At 46.3% G+C, this 18,801-nt stretch carries 17 protein-coding genes; 11 read left to right on the forward strand and 6 right to left on the reverse strand.

The annotated features are described in order from the left end of the window. Positions 1–202 precede the first annotated feature (202 nt). From V2H45_RS20220 to V2H45_RS20230, 3 genes are all read left to right on the forward strand, one after another. Entirely contained in the window at positions 203–1,291 is a 1,089-nt protein-coding gene (locus tag V2H45_RS20220) for an AI-2E family transporter (RefSeq protein WP_330485490.1), read from the forward strand. Positions 1,292–1,476: 185 nt separating this feature from the next. Further along, positions 1,477–2,874 (forward strand): aspartate ammonia-lyase, encoded by a 1,398-nt coding sequence (locus V2H45_RS20225; protein WP_330485491.1) that lies wholly within the window; start codon positions 1,477–1,479, stop codon positions 2,872–2,874. A gap of 10 nt (positions 2,875–2,884) precedes the next feature. Then, the gene (locus tag V2H45_RS20230; protein WP_330485492.1) at positions 2,885–4,666 is read left to right on the forward strand and encodes an ArnT family glycosyltransferase; all 1,782 of its coding nucleotides are present in this window, start codon (positions 2,885–2,887) and stop codon (positions 4,664–4,666) included. 2 nt (positions 4,667–4,668) lie between these two features. On the opposite strand, the gene hemG is transcribed toward V2H45_RS20230, so the two are convergent. Both hemG and V2H45_RS20240 read right to left on the reverse strand, forming a co-directional pair. Beyond that, complete coding sequence (gene hemG / locus V2H45_RS20235) at positions 4,669–6,222, reverse strand: protoporphyrinogen oxidase (protein WP_330485493.1); 1,554 nt, start codon at positions 6,220–6,222, stop codon at positions 4,669–4,671. A gap of 123 nt (positions 6,223–6,345) precedes the next feature. Next, the gene (locus V2H45_RS20240; RefSeq protein ID WP_330485494.1) at positions 6,346–6,570 is read right to left on the reverse strand and encodes a DUF2811 domain-containing protein; all 225 of its coding nucleotides are present in this window, start codon (positions 6,568–6,570) and stop codon (positions 6,346–6,348) included. Positions 6,571–7,275: 705 nt separating this feature from the next. Here V2H45_RS20240 and rpmE point away from each other — a divergent pair. From rpmE to V2H45_RS20260, 4 genes are all read left to right on the forward strand, one after another. Then, the gene (gene rpmE, locus V2H45_RS25715) at positions 7,276–7,602 is read left to right on the forward strand and encodes a 50S ribosomal protein L31 (RefSeq protein WP_408648849.1); all 327 of its coding nucleotides are present in this window, start codon (positions 7,276–7,278) and stop codon (positions 7,600–7,602) included. Positions 7,603–7,774: 172 nt separating this feature from the next. Continuing rightward, positions 7,775–8,881 (forward strand): peptide chain release factor 1, encoded by a 1,107-nt coding sequence (gene prfA, locus V2H45_RS20250; RefSeq protein WP_330485495.1) that lies wholly within the window; start codon positions 7,775–7,777, stop codon positions 8,879–8,881. A gap of 197 nt (positions 8,882–9,078) precedes the next feature. Next, complete coding sequence (locus V2H45_RS20255) at positions 9,079–10,665, forward strand: isochorismate synthase (RefSeq protein ID WP_330485496.1); 1,587 nt, start codon at positions 9,079–9,081, stop codon at positions 10,663–10,665. 49 nt (positions 10,666–10,714) lie between these two features. Further along, on the forward strand, positions 10,715–13,192 hold the full coding sequence (locus V2H45_RS20260) for a CHAT domain-containing protein (RefSeq protein WP_330485497.1): 2,478 nt from the start codon (positions 10,715–10,717) through the stop codon (positions 13,190–13,192). 74 nt (positions 13,193–13,266) lie between these two features. On the opposite strand, the gene V2H45_RS20265 is transcribed toward V2H45_RS20260, so the two are convergent. From V2H45_RS20265 to V2H45_RS20280, 4 genes are all read right to left on the reverse strand, one after another. After that, the gene (locus V2H45_RS20265) at positions 13,267–13,863 is read right to left on the reverse strand and encodes a cupin domain-containing protein (RefSeq protein ID WP_330485498.1); all 597 of its coding nucleotides are present in this window, start codon (positions 13,861–13,863) and stop codon (positions 13,267–13,269) included. 59 nt (positions 13,864–13,922) lie between these two features. After that, complete coding sequence (locus V2H45_RS20270) at positions 13,923–14,495, reverse strand: sigma-70 family RNA polymerase sigma factor (protein WP_330485499.1); 573 nt, start codon at positions 14,493–14,495, stop codon at positions 13,923–13,925. Positions 14,496–14,888: 393 nt separating this feature from the next. After that, positions 14,889–16,169, reverse strand: coding sequence for a DUF3086 domain-containing protein (locus V2H45_RS20275; protein WP_330485500.1), 1,281 nt, complete (start codon positions 16,167–16,169; stop codon positions 14,889–14,891). 68 nt (positions 16,170–16,237) lie between these two features. Next, the gene (locus V2H45_RS20280) at positions 16,238–16,693 is read right to left on the reverse strand and encodes a hypothetical protein (protein WP_330485501.1); all 456 of its coding nucleotides are present in this window, start codon (positions 16,691–16,693) and stop codon (positions 16,238–16,240) included. Between the two features lie 87 nt (positions 16,694–16,780). Between V2H45_RS20280 and V2H45_RS20285 the strand changes: the two genes are divergently transcribed. From V2H45_RS20285 to V2H45_RS20300, 4 genes are all read left to right on the forward strand, one after another. Next, complete coding sequence (locus V2H45_RS20285) at positions 16,781–16,918, forward strand: photosystem II reaction center protein K (protein ID WP_330485502.1); 138 nt, start codon at positions 16,781–16,783, stop codon at positions 16,916–16,918. 180 nt (positions 16,919–17,098) lie between these two features. Then, positions 17,099–17,383 (forward strand): hypothetical protein, encoded by a 285-nt coding sequence (locus V2H45_RS20290; protein ID WP_330485503.1) that lies wholly within the window; start codon positions 17,099–17,101, stop codon positions 17,381–17,383. Between the two features lie 334 nt (positions 17,384–17,717). Next, a complete protein-coding gene (locus V2H45_RS20295) occupies positions 17,718–18,185 on the forward strand; it encodes a hypothetical protein (protein ID WP_330485504.1) in 468 nt (155 codons plus the stop codon). A 286-nt stretch (positions 18,186–18,471) separates the two neighbouring features. Continuing rightward, a complete protein-coding gene (locus V2H45_RS20300; RefSeq protein ID WP_330485505.1) occupies positions 18,472–18,783 on the forward strand; it encodes a hypothetical protein in 312 nt (103 codons plus the stop codon). Positions 18,784–18,801 lie beyond the last annotated feature (18 nt).

Below are 18,801 nucleotides of genomic sequence, written 5' to 3' on the forward strand. Positions count from 1 at the left end.
TCAGTTGTCAGTTGTCAGTTGTCAGTTGTCAGTTGTCAGTTGTCAGTTGTCAGTTGTCAGTTAAGAGACTATTAGCTTTTTAGAGTGGAAATCGGAGAGTAGAAATTGGTCTTTGGCAAGTCTAAATACAGATACAATCCAATAACCGATAACCGATAACCGATAACCGATAACCAATCACCCTTTACCTTAAATCTGCGCTATGGCAACGGATAACCCACTGCTAAAACGATTAAATTTTTGGCTGATCTTCCCGTTGATTATTCTCAATGGTTGGTTAGTACTGAAAACATTTCAGTTTTTTCAACCGATCGCCAGTATTTTAATTACGGCTGCCATTCTTGCCTTTTTGCTCAATTTTGCCGTACAACTCTTGGTCTCGCGGGGTGCAAAGCGCAGCAATGCCGTGATTTTGGTGTTTTTGCTGGCTTTATCGATTTTCATTGGTGTGGGGATTACGGTGGTTCCGATCGCGATCGGGCAGTTGAGCGAACTGGTAAAGCGCTTACCGAGTTGGCTGGATTCGGGAGCTTTTCAACTTACCGCCCTTCAAGCTTGGGCGGATTCTCAAAACATTCGCGTTGACCTCAGCGGGATTGCCATTCAAATCACCGATCGCTTGTCAGGACAGTTGCAAACCTTTGCAGGCAAGACTCTTGGTATTGCTTTAGACACGGTGGGCAGTGCGGTTAATGTGTTACTGACTCTAGTTCTAGCCTTTTATTTTCTTTCCAATGGCGATCGCATCTGGCAGGGGATCTTTCAGTGGCTGCCTACCCACCTAGGGACGCAGGTGCAAACATCGCTGCGACAAAACTTTCAAAACTACTATGTCGGGCAGGCAACGGTGGGCACGTTGAATGGGATTTGCCTCACGCTAGCCTTCTTATTGTTAGATGTACCCTTTGGGATTTTGTTTGGTTTTGGTGTGGGTCTGACCAGTCTAATTCCCTTTGGCGGGGCATTTACGATCGGTCTGGTTACCCTGCTACTCGTCTTAGATAATTTTTGGTTGGGGATTAAATTTTTAATTACGGCTGTAGCCGTCGATCAGATCATCTCTAATCTCGTCGCACCGAGAATTCTTGGCAATCTCACGGGACTAAATCCTGCTTGGATTTTGGTGTCTTTGCTTCTAGGTCTACAGCTTGGGGGGCCCTTAGGATTGGTGATTGCCGTACCGATCGCCAGTGCGATTAAAGGCGTAACCGATAGCTTGCGGGCAGAACAATCGGCGGAAAAAGCGCTTCAAGGATCTTCCCCTGCGCCAGAACAGGTTGCTCCCCATTAAAGAAATATAAAAGAAATATATAAGAACCTTCCCTGAATACTTAAGAATTCCAATCTAAGCCAGTCCATCCTTGACGATCGCAACCTAAAAACTTGAGAATGAAGATGTTCTGGTCATTAGCTGTTTGATTGCTGAATTTTTCTAAATAGCTAAAGGCTGATAGCTTGGTAGGCGATCGCAAAAACATGAACGCATATAGAATCGAACGCGACTCGATGGGGGAAATGCAGATTCCCCAGACTGCTTATTACGGAATTCAAACTGCTAGAGCGATCGCAAATTTTGAGATCAGCGGTATTAAGCCCCTCCCCGTTTATGTCGATGCCTGTCTCATGATCAAAATGGCAACGGCACTGGTAAATGCTGAGCTGGGCTGCATTCCGATTGACATGGGCATGACGATCGCTGCCGCCTGCGATGAGATTTTAGATGGCAAGCTCCGCGATCAGTTTGTGGTAGATATCTACCAAGCGGGGGCAGGGACTTCCCATCATATGAATGTGAATGAAGTGCTGGCAAATCGCGCCTTAGAGATTTTTGGGGATGTCAAGGGTAACTATGCCCGCATTAGTCCCAACGATCATGTCAACTACGGACAGTCTACCAACGATGTCATTCCTACGGCGATTCGGATTGGTGCTTTAATCGCCTTGGAGCGTTATCTCTATCCTGCCCTCTCGAACCTGAGTAACGAACTGCATCTCAAAGCCATTGAATTTGCTGACGTAATTAAGTCAGGGCGCACCCATCTCCAAGATGCTGTGCCTGTGCGTCTGGGTGACGAATTTCTTGCCTATGCCCAGATTATTGGCAGTCACTACAAACGCATTCAAACTGCTGCAGACGATCTAAAGCGACTGGGCTTAGGAGGCAGTGCGTCGGGAACTGGGCTAAATACCCATCCTCAATATTGCGATCGCGTTGCCGAGAAGCTATCAGAAATCACAGGCTTTGAACTGCGTCCTGCCACAAACTTGATGGCAGCCATGCAAAGTATGGCTCCCTTTGTGGCGGTGTCAGGCTCGTTGCGCAATTTGGCACAGGACTGTGTAAAACTCGCGAACGATTTACGCTTGATGGATTCGGGCCCCAAAACTGGCTTAAAGGAAATTCAACTTCCCCCTGTGCAACCAGGCTCCTCAATCATGCCGGGCAAATACAATCCCGTAATTGCCGAAATGACGAATATGGTCTGCTATCAGGTGATGGGCTATGATGCCGCGATCGCCCTTGCCGCCCAAGCAGGACAGTTAGAACTGAATGTGATGATGCCGCTCATTGCCTACGACTTGATCCATAGTATTGAGATTTTAGGAAATGCGCTCGATAGTCTGGCGATCAAGTGCGTGAATGGAATTACAGTGATGCGCGATCGCTGCCTTGACTATGCTGAGGGAAGTCTATCTCTGGTGACTGCGCTCAACACCCACATCGGTTATCTCAACTCTGCTGACATTGCCAAGGAATCTCTTTCTTCGGGCAAATCGCTGCGGCAAATTGTCCTAGAACGCGGTCTGATGTCAGAAGCACAGTTGGCAGAAGTGTTGAATCTAGAGCAAATGAGCCGCCCCAACGAACGCTAAATACAGCCAAATGAATTTAATCCCTATATTCGAGCAAAAGTATCCCAATCTCAAGGCTTGGCTACCTCACATTACCCTGACCCTATGGATTGGGCTGTTGCTGATTGCTACAAACGGACAACAAAGCCTGATGGCCCATGATGAGGGATGGTATGCCACCCAGTCCCGTTGGATGTTTGAAACAGGTGATTGGATTACGCCCAAGTGGTGGGGAGAGCCTGTCTACGATCGCACGATTGGGATTCATTGGGCGATCGCGGCTTGTTACAGTTTATTTGGCATGACGGATGGGGTTGCGCGTTTACCAAATTTGATTACTTGTATCCTTGCAACGTTGCTCACCTATGAGATCGGTCTTCTCTTACTAAATCGACGTGTGGCATGGTTAGGAGCAGCGATTCTCTGTCTCTGTTCGCTTTGGTTGCAGTATGGACGGATGGCAACTCAAGATGTCCCGCTCATTTGTTTAGAACTATTGGGAATTTGGGCTTTACTGAAAGCAGAAATCTATCCTAAAGCTAGTTGGAAATGGAGGTTATTAGCAGGATCTACGGTCGGAATTGGGTTCATGATCAAAAGCGTCATGATTGTCTTACCGATCGCGGCGTTATTTCCCTATTTGATTTGGCAGCATCGTCGTCACCATCATCTTACGAGTCCTAGCCTCTATGTAGGCGTAATTCTTGGAGCGATTCCTGCTGCAGTTTGGTTTGGCTTGACCTATCTGTACTATGGAGTTGCTCCCTTTCAAGCCATGATAGGGAAGCTTTTCTTCCTTGGCTCTAAGCAATATGCCAGCGATGGTAACATCATCTACTATTTTTGGAATATTCCCCTTAATTCTTTCCCTTGGGCATTGTTTGCAATTTTTGGCATGACAATTCTTTGGGCTCAGTTTAGAGAGAATCAGTTGAGAGGGAATGTTAAAAGCCCAGATCTAAATCAAGCTGAGAGCCCATCTGAACTTGGAGCAAGCAATTCTCAAGAAGAATTCGATCGCAGATTCACGAGAGAACAGAAATGGGAACAGCGAACTTCTGTATCGATTCTGATTTTCTATCCAATTCTCTTGTTTGTTGTCCTAACGAGTTTCTCAACGCGTACGGCCTATTACTCCCTGCAACTTTATCCGTTTATTGGGTTGTTGGCAGCGGTAGCGATCGATTGGTTAGCGCACAGACCACAAGCACGCGTGCCGCAAGTTATTACTTATCTGTTTGGAGGATTGGCAGCAATTTTGCTGATTGCTTTTGCCACGCTCGGTTTGGGCGCGATCGCAATTTCCGATGACGTGCGCAAACATTTGGTGATTGTTCCCATTTTAGGAATTGGTTGGTTAACTTTGCCTTTCCTCTGGCATCAATACAAAAGTGAATACCAAAAGCATTTAAATCATGGGTCTGCTATTCCATTTCAATCGCAATGGTTATCGATCTTGTTGGCAGTTTTTTTGATTACACCTTGGCTTACCTTTGCGACCGCAGGTCTGGCAGGACTATGGGGAAATTATAGCCAAGACCTTAAAACATATTTACAACAACCTGCGATCGCTTCGATTTTGCAAGCACAGCCCATCAACTTCGTCACGCACAATACTATAGACGGCGAAATCCATAAAACTTGGATACTCTTGAGCTTTTATACCCCGCATCTAGGCAAAGATATCAAGACGGTGGCAGAACTTCCACCTGCTAGTTATGCTTGGATTTCCCCCGATGTGCCGATTACTCGGCGCGAAACTTCTCTCGGTAATATTCGGGGTTGGCAGCTCATTAAAGTCAACTCCCGATAATTCTACGCTGATAAAAATTGTTTAACTTGTTCGGCAGTTTTTAGTCCTTGTCTGACGCAATCACCCATCGAAACTCCCTCAATATAGTTACTACTGAGAAACACGCCCGGTAGTTTCTGCAAACCTTGACGCACGACTTCCAACCGTTGCAAATGCCCGATCGAAAATTGAGGAATGGCTTTTTTCCAAATATGTACCGCTAAAACTTTAGGCTGCACGGTTGTATTGGGGCGCAAGATAATTTGGCGTAGGTCTTGATGTGCTGCCTCTGCGATTTCTGATTCTGTTAAATTGGCAAGTTCGGGATCGGTCGTACCACCAATGAAATTTAATAACAAATGCCATCCCTCTGGTGCGCGTCCTGCAAATAAACTCGATGTCCAGATCGTGCCAAGGGTACGAATTCCCTGTTGTCGTGGAATTAAATTGCCAAAACCATTTAAGTCAGCAATTGTTTCTGTTTTGGGATAAGCAAGCACCGCACAGGCAACTGTGGGGTAAGGAATTTCACTTAATGCCTGACTAGCAGCAGGTTGCAGATCGCGGAGCACTGCTCCAGTCACATAGGCAGGTGTTGCCAAGACAACGGTACGAGCCGTAACGATTTCCTCACCTGCAGGCGTGGCAAAGGTCGCGGTGTAAGTCTTGGAATCAGCATCATGCTCTAATTTCCGCAATTGCCATTGCAGTTTGACAGGAACTTGTGAGGATTGTAATTTTTGAGCGATCGCGCTGGGTAAAGCCTGTAAACCTTGCCGAAAAGACCCCAGTTCCCCCGATCTTGCTTTGGGAATATTGGGGTCAGGCTCGGGTTTAGTGGGCTGAGCTTTTTTGGCAGCAGAGCGAGAGAGTATTGCCCCTGCCAACAAACCACCGTAGTTTTGCTCTAAAGCCGCAATTTTTTTAAAGGCGGCGGCAGCACTCAATTGTTGCGGGTCGCCTGCATACACCCCAGACACAAAAGGCCCAACCAACCGTTGCATCACCTCTTGTCCCAGTTGACGCGTAAAAAATTTCTCTACAGATTCTTCACCCGCGATCGCCGGACGTACAAACCCTAAGGTACCGCGCAAAGCGCGTAACTTTCCCGCCAAACTCAACAAGCGCGTAGTAATTGCCAGACCTGGATTCATCGGCACGGGATGCAATTTGCCTCGCCAAAACACAAATCTCGGTAGTTTGCGATCGGTCAAGAGTAGCTCGTCTTTTAAACCAACAGCAACTGCCAGCTTTAATAGCTCAGGTGTAGGAGCAAAACTGTTGGGGCCTTCTTCCCATAAAAAACCTTCTGGACTTTGCACGCTGGTGATCGAGCCGCCCAGACGATCTTGTGCCTCTGTCACCAAGAGTTTCAGCGAGTCCTTTTGGGATGCACTTACTGGCTGCGTAGCAAGCTCATGGGCAATGGTTAGCCCACTAATGCCAGCACCTACGACTAGGACATCAAGGGTGGCATCTGCTGAACTTTTGGGTGAATCTTGGGGTGTATTTGGGGAAGTTACAGAATCCATGCGATCGTTATTTTTGTGGAGTTTTGATTCAGCAGGTTTCATCATACTGAAATCTTGACCCCACTAGACTTTAAGAAATTAGAAAGCTAACAAATTAGAAAGCTGGGTCTAAAAGGGCTAAGTCTAAAAAGGCTAAGTCTAAAAAGGCTAAGTCTAAAAAGGCTAAGTCTAAAAGGAATGTTGAAATAAGGCATTGAGATACACCTTTGCCGCACTGCGATAGCTACTGGATGACCCTGCGGTATCGCAGTTGCCATTTTGTAGCAAAAATAGGGACAAAGCAGCAGCAAACACCCGATCTTGATCCCATTCGGGATGCGATTCTAAGTAATTTGTTAATGTCGCATGTAATTCTTCGGGAATTTCTGCCAGGATGCTGACGGTCGTATTCATGGTTGACCTCTTAAATCTTTTAAGTTCTTGAACAAGCTGAGTAGATATTTTTGTCAGAGCAAATCAAGCCCTACAAGTGGATTGCATTTGCCCCACTGAGAGCGTTTGCCTGTCGATGCGTGTTATGAGTGGCAGTAATTTTTAGGTTGTGGGCTCTCATTCTGTGACTAAACCCATGCCTTGTCAACGTAACCAGATTGCAAAACTTAAGAAGGTTTTAGGGGGCTTGACATCAAGGAATGGGGATTTTCTTGGTTTTTTTGTTACATTACTTTATGTCAGGCTTGGAATTTGCGATTTCCCCAGGCTTAGCGATCGCAAATTGCTAAAGGCTATGCCCAGACTATTCACAACCATTTAGAACGTAAAAAGTCTTGTGGAAAACTCCAGAATATCTGTGGAAAACTCCAGAATATCTGTGGAAAGCCCTGTGGAAAACTTTTTATGCATTTCATACAAAAATAAATATTTTGCCTCAAAAAAATGTCAAGACTTTCTAACTTTCCTGAACTTTGCCAAAGGTCTACATCTCGCGATCGCTGCCCCAAAGCTTTTCCCAGCATGCGATCCAAGAATTTTCATAAAATCTCCTGCGATCTGCTATGATTTTAGGCTGCTTATCCCTTGCCCTGTGGTAGCCTAGATAAGCATCGAAATATTCTCAAATTTCATCTCACTACAATTTCTCACCTAATTTCTAAGGTCATGCCAAAACCCAATATTCACCCCACCTGGTATCCTGAAGCCAAAGTTATTTGCAACGGCGAAGTCGTCGCAACGGTTGGTTCTACAAAGCCCGAACTCAACGTTGACGTTTGGTCTGGCAATCATCCCTTTTACACGGGCAACCAAAAGATTATCGACACCGAGGGTCGCGTAGAACGCTTCTTGCGCAAATATGGCATGTTTGAAGAAGCCGCACCCGCAGTCAGCGCTGACAAGACAGAAGCCAAGGCTGAGCCCGTGTTTGTCAAACCCGCACCAGAAGCAAAGCCAGCCGCAAAGTCTGGTAAGGGCAAAAAGTCAAAGTAGCGAACATCTCAGTGCGAGTTTTTACTGAAATTTTTCACTGGATCTTTGTTGCTAGATCTTTGTCTAGATCGCGCAGGTTTGAGTTGAAAAATCGCGCAGGTTTGAGTTGAAAAATTCAACTTCCCAAAACTAGACAAGCATTTAGCCTTTGACTTAATAGCTGTGTACCGATATGCCTGCGCCTTACCTACTCGAAAAGCTTAAATCTGTAGAGCAAACCTTTCACGAGCTGACCCGTCGAATGGCGGATCCTGACGTGGCAACGGATCCGACTGAGTTTCAGCGTATTGCCAAGGCACGCTCTTCACTCGAAGAAACCGTGAATACCTATGAAGCGTGGCGTAAGACCCAAGCAGATTGGCAAGAAGCGCAACTGATTCTCAAGGAATCTCACGATGAAGAGTTAAAAGAGATGGCAGCTCTAGAGGTTCAAGAACTCGCAGAGAAGTTGCAGCACCTAGAAGAAAGAATGACGATCTTGTTATTGCCCCAAGATCCCAATGATGAGAGAAACATCATGTTGGAAATTCGGGCAGGAACCGGTGGTGATGAGGCGAGTATATGGGCAGCCGATCTGGTACGCCTCTATACTCGCTATGCCGAACGGCAGGGTTGGCGCGTTAAGCTCATTAGCGAATCTCTGGCAGATTTGGGCGGCTTTAAAGAGGCTGTGATGGAAATTCAAGGAGAACGCGTCTATAGCAAGCTCAAATTTGAGTCTGGCGTACATCGAGTGCAGCGCGTACCTGCCACCGAAGCGTCGGGGCGCGTGCATACCTCAACTGCCACAGTAGCGGTCATGCCTGAGGTTGATGCCGTAGAAGTGCATATCGACCCCAAAGACATCGAGATGTCTACGGCGCGGTCGGGTGGTGCTGGCGGTCAGAATGTCAACAAGGTGGAAACGGCAGCCGATCTATTTCACAAACCGACGGGCATTAGAATTTTTTGCACCGAAGAGCGATCGCAGCGGCAAAACAAAGAGCGTGCCATGCAAATCTTGCGGGCAAAACTCTATGAAATTAAATTGCGCGAGCAGCAAGACGAGGTGACTTCGATGCGCCGATCTCAGGTTGGTACAGGTTCGCGATCGGAAAAAATTCGCACCTACAACTACAAAGATAGCCGCGTTACCGATCACCGCCTCGGGCAAAACTTTGGGCTTCAACAATCTTTAGAAGGGGATATTGAAGACATTATTCAAACCTGTATTTCCCGCGATCAGCAGGAAAGGTTACAGGAGTTGGCGACTTCGAGCGGTCAAACCGTTGCTTCTTAGCGTTTGGCATTTTACGGTTGTCCTTTTCAGTTGTCATGAAGATTCTCACCTAAAATTCGTACCTAAAGTTTGCAAATGTTGAGTTAGGAATGTCAGGAGCGACAAGTAGATATATTCTAGTTTTGGGTCTAGTTTTGGGCAAAGTCAAAACATTCGAGCCTATGCAATCATGACTATGTAATCACGCGCCGATCGCCATGCAACTTAGGCAGGGAAATACACCTTCTAGCTATCACCCTAATTCTCTGCACGACTTGATTAGGAGCGCGATCGTGAAGGCAAAAAACCTAGATCGTCCCGTTCTACTGAGCTATTCTCAAACTTGGCATCCTAGCGATCCGCTCTTGTTTTTGGCTACCCATGCCCAGCCGACCCAGCCCCAGTTTTACTGGGAGCAACCCAGCAAAGATTGGATCGTGGCAGCGGCAGGCTCCGTGGTGTCCCTCAGCCCCAATGCTTCCCTCTGCGAGTCGCGGTTTGAGCAGGCTAAACAGTTTTCTACCTCTCTACTGGCGGATGCCGTGGTTGGTAATGCGGCCGACCTCGAAGGTTTGGGTCTAGATGCAAATTTGGTGGCGAGTCCTTATGTTTTAGGCGGGTTTGCTTTTCATGAAGCGATCGCGGGCTTTCAGCAAGATAATTGGCATAGCGATCGCGTCACCCGTAATGGTGAAAAAATTTGGCATGGGTTCCCGCCTGTGATGTGGTTTGTACCGCGCTGGATCCTGCATCGCACGGGTGGGCGATCGATCGTGACGGTTCATGCCTACATTCAGCCCCAAGATCTATGGGAAGCGATCGCTTCCAGCTTGGCGACTACTCTTATGGAACTGCGCCATAATTCTCATGAAAATTCCCAAGATCGCGCTCAAGGAAATTCTCAGAATGCTTCGATAGAATCATCGCACCATAACCCATTCCCTTTCTCTACGCCCACTTCCCTTCGTACGGAGGAGGTCTTGGGTAATCAATCTTGGTCGGGCATTGTCGAGCAAGCCCTAGACTTAATTCAACAGCAAAAACTCGATAAAGTTGTATTAGCCCGTGCTTTGGATGTCTCAGCCGATCGCGCGTTCAATCCTTTTGCTGTGCTGCACAAACTCCGTTGCGACTATCCAGAGTGCGTCTCTTTTTTGGTTAATTGTGGCTCAGATGATACCTTTTTAGGGGCAACACCTGAGCTGCTCCTGCAAGTGCAAAGTCATGTCGATTATCTAGGGCTGCGTAGCAATGCTGTCGCAGGTTCCATTCAGCGCGGCAAAACAGAAGCGGAAGATCGCATCCTTTCCGATCGCTTGCTCAATAGTCAAAAAGATATTAACGAACACAAAATCGTAATTCATTCCATTTGCGATCGCCTGCAAAGTATGGGAGCGCAGTTAGACAAATTAGCGCCTACGCAGTTACTCAGGCTCTCCAACGTCCAGCATCTCTACACGCCAATTACAGCGAAATTGCCCAATGCGGACTGGTCAGCCACCTTTGATGTCTTAGCAAAACTCCACCCCACGGCGGCGGTAGGCGGGGAACCAAGGGATCGAGCCGTTCAGTTAATGCAACAATGGGAAGCCTGCGATCGCGGCTGGTATGCTGCACCGATCGGTTGGCTCAATGGGAATGGGGAAGGAGCTTTTGCCGTGGGAATTCGCTCTGGTTATATCTGTGGCGATCGGGCGAGAATCTTTGCAGGCGCAGGGATCGTGGCAAATTCACAAGTAACCACAGAGCAAAGTGAAACCACGATTAAATTTGCAGCATTATTGAAAGCCTTAGGCGTAACATAAATTACTCGTAAGCTATCGATATAGCAATCAGGCATGATTCATCAGTAGTTTGTCTATTATTTTATCTGTTTCACCAATTCCTGAAATTCATATGACTTTGAAGGCTTATACACTTGCGTTTGTTTTGGCTTCTGGACTCTTGGGTTTGGGGTTCTTGCCTAATTTAGCTCTAGTTGCTGCCCAAGCACAGACAGCAAAAGAGCCTGAAGCAGAAGCTGAGCGATTGGTTGAGTTGGGAAATCAGCAGTTTGAAAAAAGTCAATATCGAGAAGCTTTACAATCGTTTCAATCAGCATTAGGAACCTATCGATCGCTGAACAATCGTAGTGGAGAAGGAGATGCGCTCATTGGTTTGGGCGAGGCGCATAGCGGTCTCGGACAATATCAAAAAGCGCAAGACTTCTATCAGCAGGCTCTAGCGATCAGAAAACAACTTGGAGATCGCGCTGGGGAAGCAAATGCACTCCATAAGTTGGGAGATATTTACGACAGCCTAGGACAGTACCAGAAATCCATAGATTTCCATGAAAGTGCCTTAGCCATCTTTAAGCAACTTGGCGATCGCGACGGGGAAGGTAATGCCCTCAACGGACTGGGAGATGTTTACGAAAGTCTAGGGCAGTATCAAAAAGCGATCGCCTATTACCAAGAGTCCCTAAAGCTCAGAAAACAAACTGCCGATCGCATTGGCGAAGTCTACGTACTGAATGGGCTGGGAGATATTTACGATACTCTAGGGCAATATCAAAAGGCGATTGAGTTCCATGAGAGTGCTTTAGCAATCAGCAAAGAAATCGGCGATCGTAAGGGGGAAGCCAATTCACTCTTTGGGCTGGGTATTGCTCACAGTAGTCTAGGCAACCACCAAAAGGCGAACGATTTTCACCAGCAAGCTCTGAGCATCTATAGGCAAATCGGCGATCGGAATGGGGAAGCCTATGCGCTCAACGGTCTAGGGGATGCCTATAGCAGTTTAGAAGATTATCAAAAGGCAATTGAATCCTTCCAGCAAGCATTCTCTGCCTCCAAACAAGTTGGCGACCCCTATAACGAAGGATTATCTCTCGAACGTCTAGGAACTGCTTTTACCGATCTCAAGCAAACCGAACTTGCTATTCTCTTTTACAAACAATCTGTGAACGTGCGCGAATCTATTCGCAAAGACATACGCAAACTACCGAAAGAACTTCAAAAATCCTATCTAGCCACCATTGAGGAGTCCTATCGCCACCTTATCGATCTCTTACTCAAACAAGGCCGTGTGACTGAAGCCGTACAGGTTCTCGATTTGCTCAAAATTCAAGAACTCGAGGGTTATCTCAAGAATGTCAGAGGGAACGATCGCACTGCCCAGGGAATTGGTCTTTTAGCCCCAGAGCAGGCTTTCAGCGGACAGTTGACCGTGGATAGTTTTAAACAGCCAACTGAATTGAATCGCCAACTTGCCAGCCAGATTCAACAACTGCCAAAATCAGAAATCAATAAGGTTCCCGAATATTTGCAAAAGCTACCGCAAGGAGCTGTCTTGATCTATCCTCTAATTCTTAGCGATCGCCTCGAACTGATTATCTTTTCCGCTAATACATTCCCCATCAATCGTACAGTTCCGATCAAAAAAGCCGATCTAGAGAAACTCGTCACTGATTTTCGTTCCGATCTACAAGACTTTAGTTCCATTGATGTCAAGGATTCCAGTAAAAAGCTCTACGATGTTCTGATCGAACCGATTGAAGCCGATCTCAAACAGGCGAACGCGACGACCATTCTCTACGCTCCCGATCGCCAACTGCGGTATATTCCCCTCGCTGCCCTCTATGACGGCAACCAGTGGCTCGTCGAGAGATATCGCGTGAATAATTTGATTGCCTATAGCCTTTTCGATCCAAACAGTAAGCCCCAAGCCAATCTGCGTATCTTTGCAGGCGCGTTTGGCGGCAAGAGTGGCGAAACTCGTTTTGGTTTAGGTGGTCTACCTTCCACGATTCCCGAAGTTGAGAACATTGCTGCGACTTTATCGAATACGACCAAGTTAATCGAACGGGACTTTACTGCAAGTGCCACCAAGGCAAAAGTTGCAGGACAGACGATTGTTCATTTTGCCACCCATGCCGAGTTCAAATCGGGTAGCCCGAATAATTCCTATGTGTTATTTGGGGATGGTAGCAAGGTCACGCTTGCTGAGATTAACGAGTGGCAGCTCAAAGATGCCGATCTAGTCGTGTTAAGTGCTTGTCAGACGGGGATAGGTAGTTTAGGGAATGGGGCAGAGATTCTCGGTTTTGGCTATCAGGTGCAGAGGGCAGGCGCAAAGGCTTCCATTGCTTCTCTATGGACAGTATCCGATGGTGGCACGCAGGTATTGATGGAGGCATTCTATGGAAATTTGAAAAAGGGAAATATCAGTATGTCAACGGCTCTGCGAGAAGCACAGTTGAGTATGATTCGCAAACCGATCAAACAGGGAGAAGTTAATTTCAATCATCCCTACTATTGGTCGGCATTTGTTTTGATTGGGAATGGGTTGTAAAAAGCTTCAGGCGCATCTACTTTGCGATCGCGATCGCATGATTAAGGGATATGTGCGCAAATATTGCTTTACCTTTACACAAACACATCATCCATAGAGGTGCGCACGAGAAATACACAGCCATGGGTAGAACTTGGGGCATGTACGGAGTCCTGTGTGGAGTAGAGAAAGTCGCCCACGGTATAGGTAACCCCATTGTCAACAAGATCGCCTTCGAGCATAAAAATTTCTTCGCCGATCGCGTGCCGATGCGATGGATAGACTGCCCCTGCTTCGCAGCGCACTAGAGCAGACACGAGACGTTTGACAGGATCGTCACGGAGGATGGCGATCGAAACCCCTTGCACGGAGTGGGGCTGCCATTTTACCTCTGCGGCGCGAACTGACCAAAATGCAGGACTGGTCGGCACTTCCTCAGGAGATTTTTGGGCAGGCTGAATTCGTTCAAACAGGCGTTGTTTAAGGCTGGCAGGTACGGGCAACGTCGGTTCGGCATAGGCCAAGGCATTGGCAGCCGTTTGTAGCGATCGCAGCTCTGTCTCTAGCTCTGGGTCATCGGTAGCTAAATCTTCGACAACTTGCCGATCTCGATCGGCGATCGCATCGAGTGCAGCTAGAGCCAATAAATCTTGAATGTCTTCTTGAATATTTTCTTTGTTTAAGCTACTCATTTTGCTTTGTTATCCCCGCGAACATGGATGAATCTTGATTTTGCCGACTAAAATTTGCCTTAAAAGCTGCACCATTCTTCTCCTAGGGATTCGCGCAATTTTTTAAGCCCCAACCGAATCCGCGTTTTGATCGTACCCAGAGAAATTCCTGTTTCTACGGCAATTTGCGTATGGGATAGCCCTTTAAAGTACGCCAGTTCTAGCACAAGGCGTTGCTCGCTGGGGAGTTTTTCCAAGGCAGCTTTGACGTAGTCGCTACGTTCTCGCACCAATACATCCTCTTCGGGGCTATCTGCGTGCGAGTGCAATAACAACGCATGTTCAGAAGCCTCGATCGCTTTATAGCTGCGGGTACGACTGCGAATGCGATCTAGGGCACGGCTGCGCGCAATCATAAACAGCCATGTATCGACCCTACCTTTTTGGGGCGTATAGTTTTTGGCAATTCGCCACACTTGAGTAAATACGTCTAAAACGATCTCTTCGGATTCCTCGGCTGAGCCAATGATTCGATAGGCGATCGTATAAATGACGCGAGCGTAGCGATCGTAAAGCAAAGACAGTGCTGCCTGATCTTGGCTAGCAATCCTCTCCAGTACTGAGATCTCGTCAATGGGTGGGTTGGTTAACATCAAACACAAACAACGACTTACAGCCTAAACCTATTGGCATTATGCTACATCTCACGCAGCAAGAATTTCACAAGTTTTTTTAGCTATATAGTCATCCTAAATGGGTTGTATAGCAGTAGGTAACGTCACTTCGGGATAAGAAAGCCTGAAACGCTATACATCCCAAGGATCCCCCCCAGCCCCCCTTGAAAAAAGGGGGGAGAACTCACTTGTCCCCCTTTTTCAAGGGGGATGCCCGATAGGGCAGGGGGATCAAACCTCTCGGTTCCAGCAAGTTGGCTTGCTTTGTTCCGAAATCCTTAACCCGAACGCAGGTTAGTTAAGGCAAATAGGACGAATTAGGCTTCGGCTCCGCTCAGCCACAATATTTCACAATATTTCCGAGGTAGCCCCTTACCAGTCTCTAAAGTCTCTGTCTCGATCGCGCGAAGAATAGGAAGGCTTGGCATCGGGGTCGCGACCAAAGGCAATCACGAGCGGGAATCTGAGCAAATCTACGGAAATAAACTCCTCAGCTTCATCGATGATAATTAGAGGCATAAGTTCCTCGGTAACGAGGCGATCGCCTTTGAGGGCTAGGGGATCGGGATCTTCAAATAGCACCACGCCTTTTTCGGGACCAAAGTTGTCTCGGCTTAAGCCCAAGCAATCTTGAAAGCCTCGCCGCCATTCACCTAGACGCTCTGGAGCCGTAGCAAGAATCAAAACGCGAATCTTTTCACCATAGAGCGATCTCAGCACAGATACGGTGGCGGAAGCAACGAGAATATTTTGCAACCGCGTTCCCATCGTCCGCATTGCGCCTCTACCTGCTTGGGCAAAAAACCAATTGGCAACGCGATCGGCATGGGAAGACTCAAAGGTGCGGCGGAGCTTCCAAGCGGGCCCGTAATAATCAGGCAGGGTACGATAGCGTTCCAACAACTGTTCGATGCGATGTCTAAATTCACCGAAACTCTGTTCTGATAGTTTGGGTGGCTCTTGGGGCTTTTTCTCCACAACCACGGCTTCAGGGGCTTTACTTACAGGGGGAACCAGATCGAGTTTCTCGGCACTGGCGACCAAATCTTGCAAACTGCCCACGAGATAATCTTTAAAGCCCTGTACCCTGACGGCAATATCTTGAGACATACCCGCATAGGTGGTCTTCATTTCATTTTGCAGGCGTTCTTGCTTTCTCTGTAAGACGGCGATCGAAGCTTGTAACTCCTGTTTGCGTTGCTCTAGCTCGCCTAGACTCTCTTGGCTGATACGGGCGATCGCTTGCTGTAATTCTGTAATCTGCCCTTCGAGAATCTGCTGTTTGGCTGCCTTGAGGCGATCGATTTCGGCATGGAGCGCTGCGGCTTCCTGTTGGAGGGTTTCTAAATGGTTTGACGACATAACTTCTGAACTGATAACTTCCTGAGCTTCTGGGGTGGCAAGCGAAACATGCTCCGTTTGGACTTCTATTTCTGGAGCTTCTGCTACTGGGATAGAATTTCCTAGAATTGCTTGACTATTCTCTACGACAAGCTCTGAAGAGGTTTCTGAATTGTGGAGATCGGGGGCATTTTCAGATGCAACAGAATTCTCTGGGACAACATCTGTTTTGACATCAGAATTTTCCTCCGTTGTGGGGCGATCGCCATAGGGAGTTGTATTTTCTTCTTGAGGGTTGTGATCGGAATCCATAAGTCAGCAATTATTCAGTCGTCAGTGGTCAGTTAATCGTTGTCAGTTGATAGTTGTCAGTTCCGAAATTAACGGCGAACCTTCCCAGTAAACCCAGAAGCTTTAAATTTGTCTAGTTTAAACGGAGGAACCTGATCGGAGGGCACGCTGAGCATAATTTTAAAGTCACTTTCACCCATGGGGACTTCGGCGATCGAGCCTAATCTGCCGCGTTCGGGCATGACATCATTACCATTTGCGTCATAGACGCGCCCAAAAACATCGGCATTAAGGACGAATTTTCCCGATGTGTTCACTGCTTTGCCTGAAATCAAATAGCAGTCGGCTGCCATGACGCCACCACCCAGTACTAGATTTTTGGCTAACTCAGGGGGGCAGAGGTTGTAGGTCAGATCGGTCAGCTTAATTTGAATACCCGCCCAAACTGGCGTTGCGATCGCAACCGTGAGGCAGCCAATCAGCAGGCATAGAGACAGAGCTTTAAAGACTTGTTTATAAATTTTTTGATATTTGCTTAAAAACATAATTTCAATGAGAATAGCTCTGACGATTGTACGATGATCCCATCGTGCTAAAATTCATCTTAGCTCTTGAAGGAGGTCTGTTTTTAAATGCAACTAGCTTTGCTATTGGCAACTTTGCCCGAAGCATACAGGATGTTCGATCCTTTAGTGGATGTTTTACCTGTTATCCCTATTTTCTTTCTGCTACTCGCTTTCGTTTGGCAAGCAGCGGTTGGATTCAAGTAAACTGGTCTGACTTAAACCTAGATTTAACCCTAGATTTAAAAACCAAGTTTAAAACCTAAGTTCAAATAAAACATTCAAATAAAAAATTTAGGGGCAGTTATTTATTTAATTGCCCCTTAAGTTTTGATCGGATATTTTTCGGCTTAATTTCTGGTCGATCGCTTTTTCAAAAAACGCTCCGTGCGGAAATCCAATCCCCATCCGTCGCAAATTCAACCGAATATGGAAAAAGTTGGCTACTGGCTTAATAAAGCACTGGTTTTTGATTTATTTTTAGTGTTTTTCTTTTTTGCTTGGTTCATGGTTGCCCTGATTGGGAATAGCTTTCATTTCAATTTAGGTTTAGACCTGTGGCAGCAGCTATGGCAGCCCGTAATTCAACCCGTGTTGGGAATTATGATGGCAGGTGCGATCGCCAGTGGCATCATTTCAAAACTCAAAAGCCTTGCCAAAACTGAGAATTAATCTGTAGTCTGCTGGCAGCAATCGTGTTTGACCTAAATTGCATCGCGCCCGCGATCGAACAATTTTCCTAGAAGTGGCTCATCCTCGGTTGTCGTAAAAGATAAGTACTTCTACTCTATTTTTGAAAATCGTTTTTGGAGCAGCACCCTGTATTTTTCTGTATATCTACCTTCCTAGGGGACGATACCCCGAAACTTTCGGGGTATCACACCCAATAGAGTGTGTTATCCAGAAAATTTCAGTATAACCACCCTAATTGGGGCAGATATACGGAAACTTTCCGTATAATACATAGTTACACTGCCCTTTAACATATGCAAAGATTTTTTACACAATGACTCAACAAGAAGAATCGGCTCACAATATTTCTCGCATAAATTTGACAACATCAACCAAAGAAGAAATTTTACACTTTGTTTTGCCTTACTTTATTGATGACCTCGAAAATTATCTAAGTTTGTTTGAAGATATACTCATAAAATCATCTGGAAAAGTAAAAGAAGAAGATATCAATACCTTGCTTCGTCGAGGTACTTCTCCACTCAGAGGTGAAGCAAGGTGGCTTGGCTTTTCGATTTTTGATCAGATAATGCTTTCGCTAAACCATTATCTAGGAAGGCTATTAAACGACTCTTGGGAACCAGATCGGGAAATCAGAGAATTATTAGCTGATTTTTTAATGAGTTCTCGATTTTTTTTAGACTGTTTGATAAAAAACGAGAATGTTAGTGATAAAGATGCTGTGAAGATATTTTCTCAACGTAATATTCCAGAGCGTTTAGAGCGATTATTGATCTTGTAGTGTGCATTAAAAAAGTGTAATACATCTAAAATATTTTGATACTAATTCTAGAATTTCCAGTGCAATCGCCATGTTATAGGGTGTTCCCCACTACAATTTTTTGCTACTCCACTGATAAATTTTAGGGAACACATCGGGTTTATCGGCTTTAAGCAAGTAATCGCAGCATAACAACGCCCATGCACACCGACCATCGAAATCTGATAGGTTCTAGACAAAAGTTACCTGCGACGGGTGATGGGCACCGTTAGACTGCAAGATAGTTGGCAAGAAGGATTTTCTCAAGATGAGTAGCTTATTCCCAAATGAGCCAGAGCAGCCTGAAGCTACAACATCACTCGTACCTTCTTCTCATACGATCTATGCCGTTTTGGGATTTCTTCAAGAATACTCAGGACGCTATGTATCCCAGGATGATTTAGTTGAACATTTTTTCGCGGATGAAACGGCAAAGGCTCAAATTTTTGAGCAATATCTGCTTCGTTTAATCGAGGAACAAAAGATGCAACTGGATTTGCACTCTGTAGTTTCCCAAGGGCATACCTATTTCCATTCAAAAGAACTAGTACAGCAGGGCGGAAATAGGGCTACCCTATAGAAGGTGAGCTAAATGAAA

The organism is Tumidithrix elongata BACA0141 (assembly GCF_036349135.1).
Classification (GTDB): Bacteria; Cyanobacteriota; Cyanobacteriia; order Pseudanabaenales; family Pseudanabaenaceae; genus Tumidithrix; species Tumidithrix elongata.

Bases quoted from the DNA above. Each gene is read 5' to 3' on its own strand.
- V2H45_RS20220 (WP_330485490.1), top strand. From the start codon at position 203: ATGGCAACGGATAACCCACTGCTAAAACGATTAAATTTTTGGCTGATC.
- V2H45_RS20225 (WP_330485491.1), top strand. From the start codon at position 1,477: ATGAACGCATATAGAATCGAACGCGACTCGATGGGGGAAATGCAGATT.
- V2H45_RS20230 (WP_330485492.1), top strand. From the start codon at position 2,885: ATGAATTTAATCCCTATATTCGAGCAAAAGTATCCCAATCTCAAGGCT.
- hemG (WP_330485493.1), bottom strand. From the start codon at position 6,222: ATGATGAAACCTGCTGAATCAAAACTCCACAAAAATAACGATCGCATG.
- V2H45_RS20240 (WP_330485494.1), bottom strand. From the start codon at position 6,570: ATGAATACGACCGTCAGCATCCTGGCAGAAATTCCCGAAGAATTACAT.
- rpmE (WP_408648849.1), top strand. From the start codon at position 7,276: ATGCCAAAACCCAATATTCACCCCACCTGGTATCCTGAAGCCAAAGTT.
- prfA (WP_330485495.1), top strand. From the start codon at position 7,775: ATGCCTGCGCCTTACCTACTCGAAAAGCTTAAATCTGTAGAGCAAACC.
- V2H45_RS20255 (WP_330485496.1), top strand. From the start codon at position 9,079: ATGCAACTTAGGCAGGGAAATACACCTTCTAGCTATCACCCTAATTCT.
- V2H45_RS20265 (WP_330485498.1), bottom strand. From the start codon at position 13,863: ATGAGTAGCTTAAACAAAGAAAATATTCAAGAAGACATTCAAGATTTA.
- V2H45_RS20270 (WP_330485499.1), bottom strand. From the start codon at position 14,495: ATGTTAACCAACCCACCCATTGACGAGATCTCAGTACTGGAGAGGATT.
- V2H45_RS20275 (WP_330485500.1), bottom strand. From the start codon at position 16,169: ATGGATTCCGATCACAACCCTCAAGAAGAAAATACAACTCCCTATGGC.
- V2H45_RS20280 (WP_330485501.1), bottom strand. From the start codon at position 16,693: ATGTTTTTAAGCAAATATCAAAAAATTTATAAACAAGTCTTTAAAGCT.
- V2H45_RS20285 (WP_330485502.1), top strand. From the start codon at position 16,781: ATGCAACTAGCTTTGCTATTGGCAACTTTGCCCGAAGCATACAGGATG.
- V2H45_RS20295 (WP_330485504.1), top strand. From the start codon at position 17,718: ATGACTCAACAAGAAGAATCGGCTCACAATATTTCTCGCATAAATTTG.
- V2H45_RS20300 (WP_330485505.1), top strand. From the start codon at position 18,472: ATGAGTAGCTTATTCCCAAATGAGCCAGAGCAGCCTGAAGCTACAACA.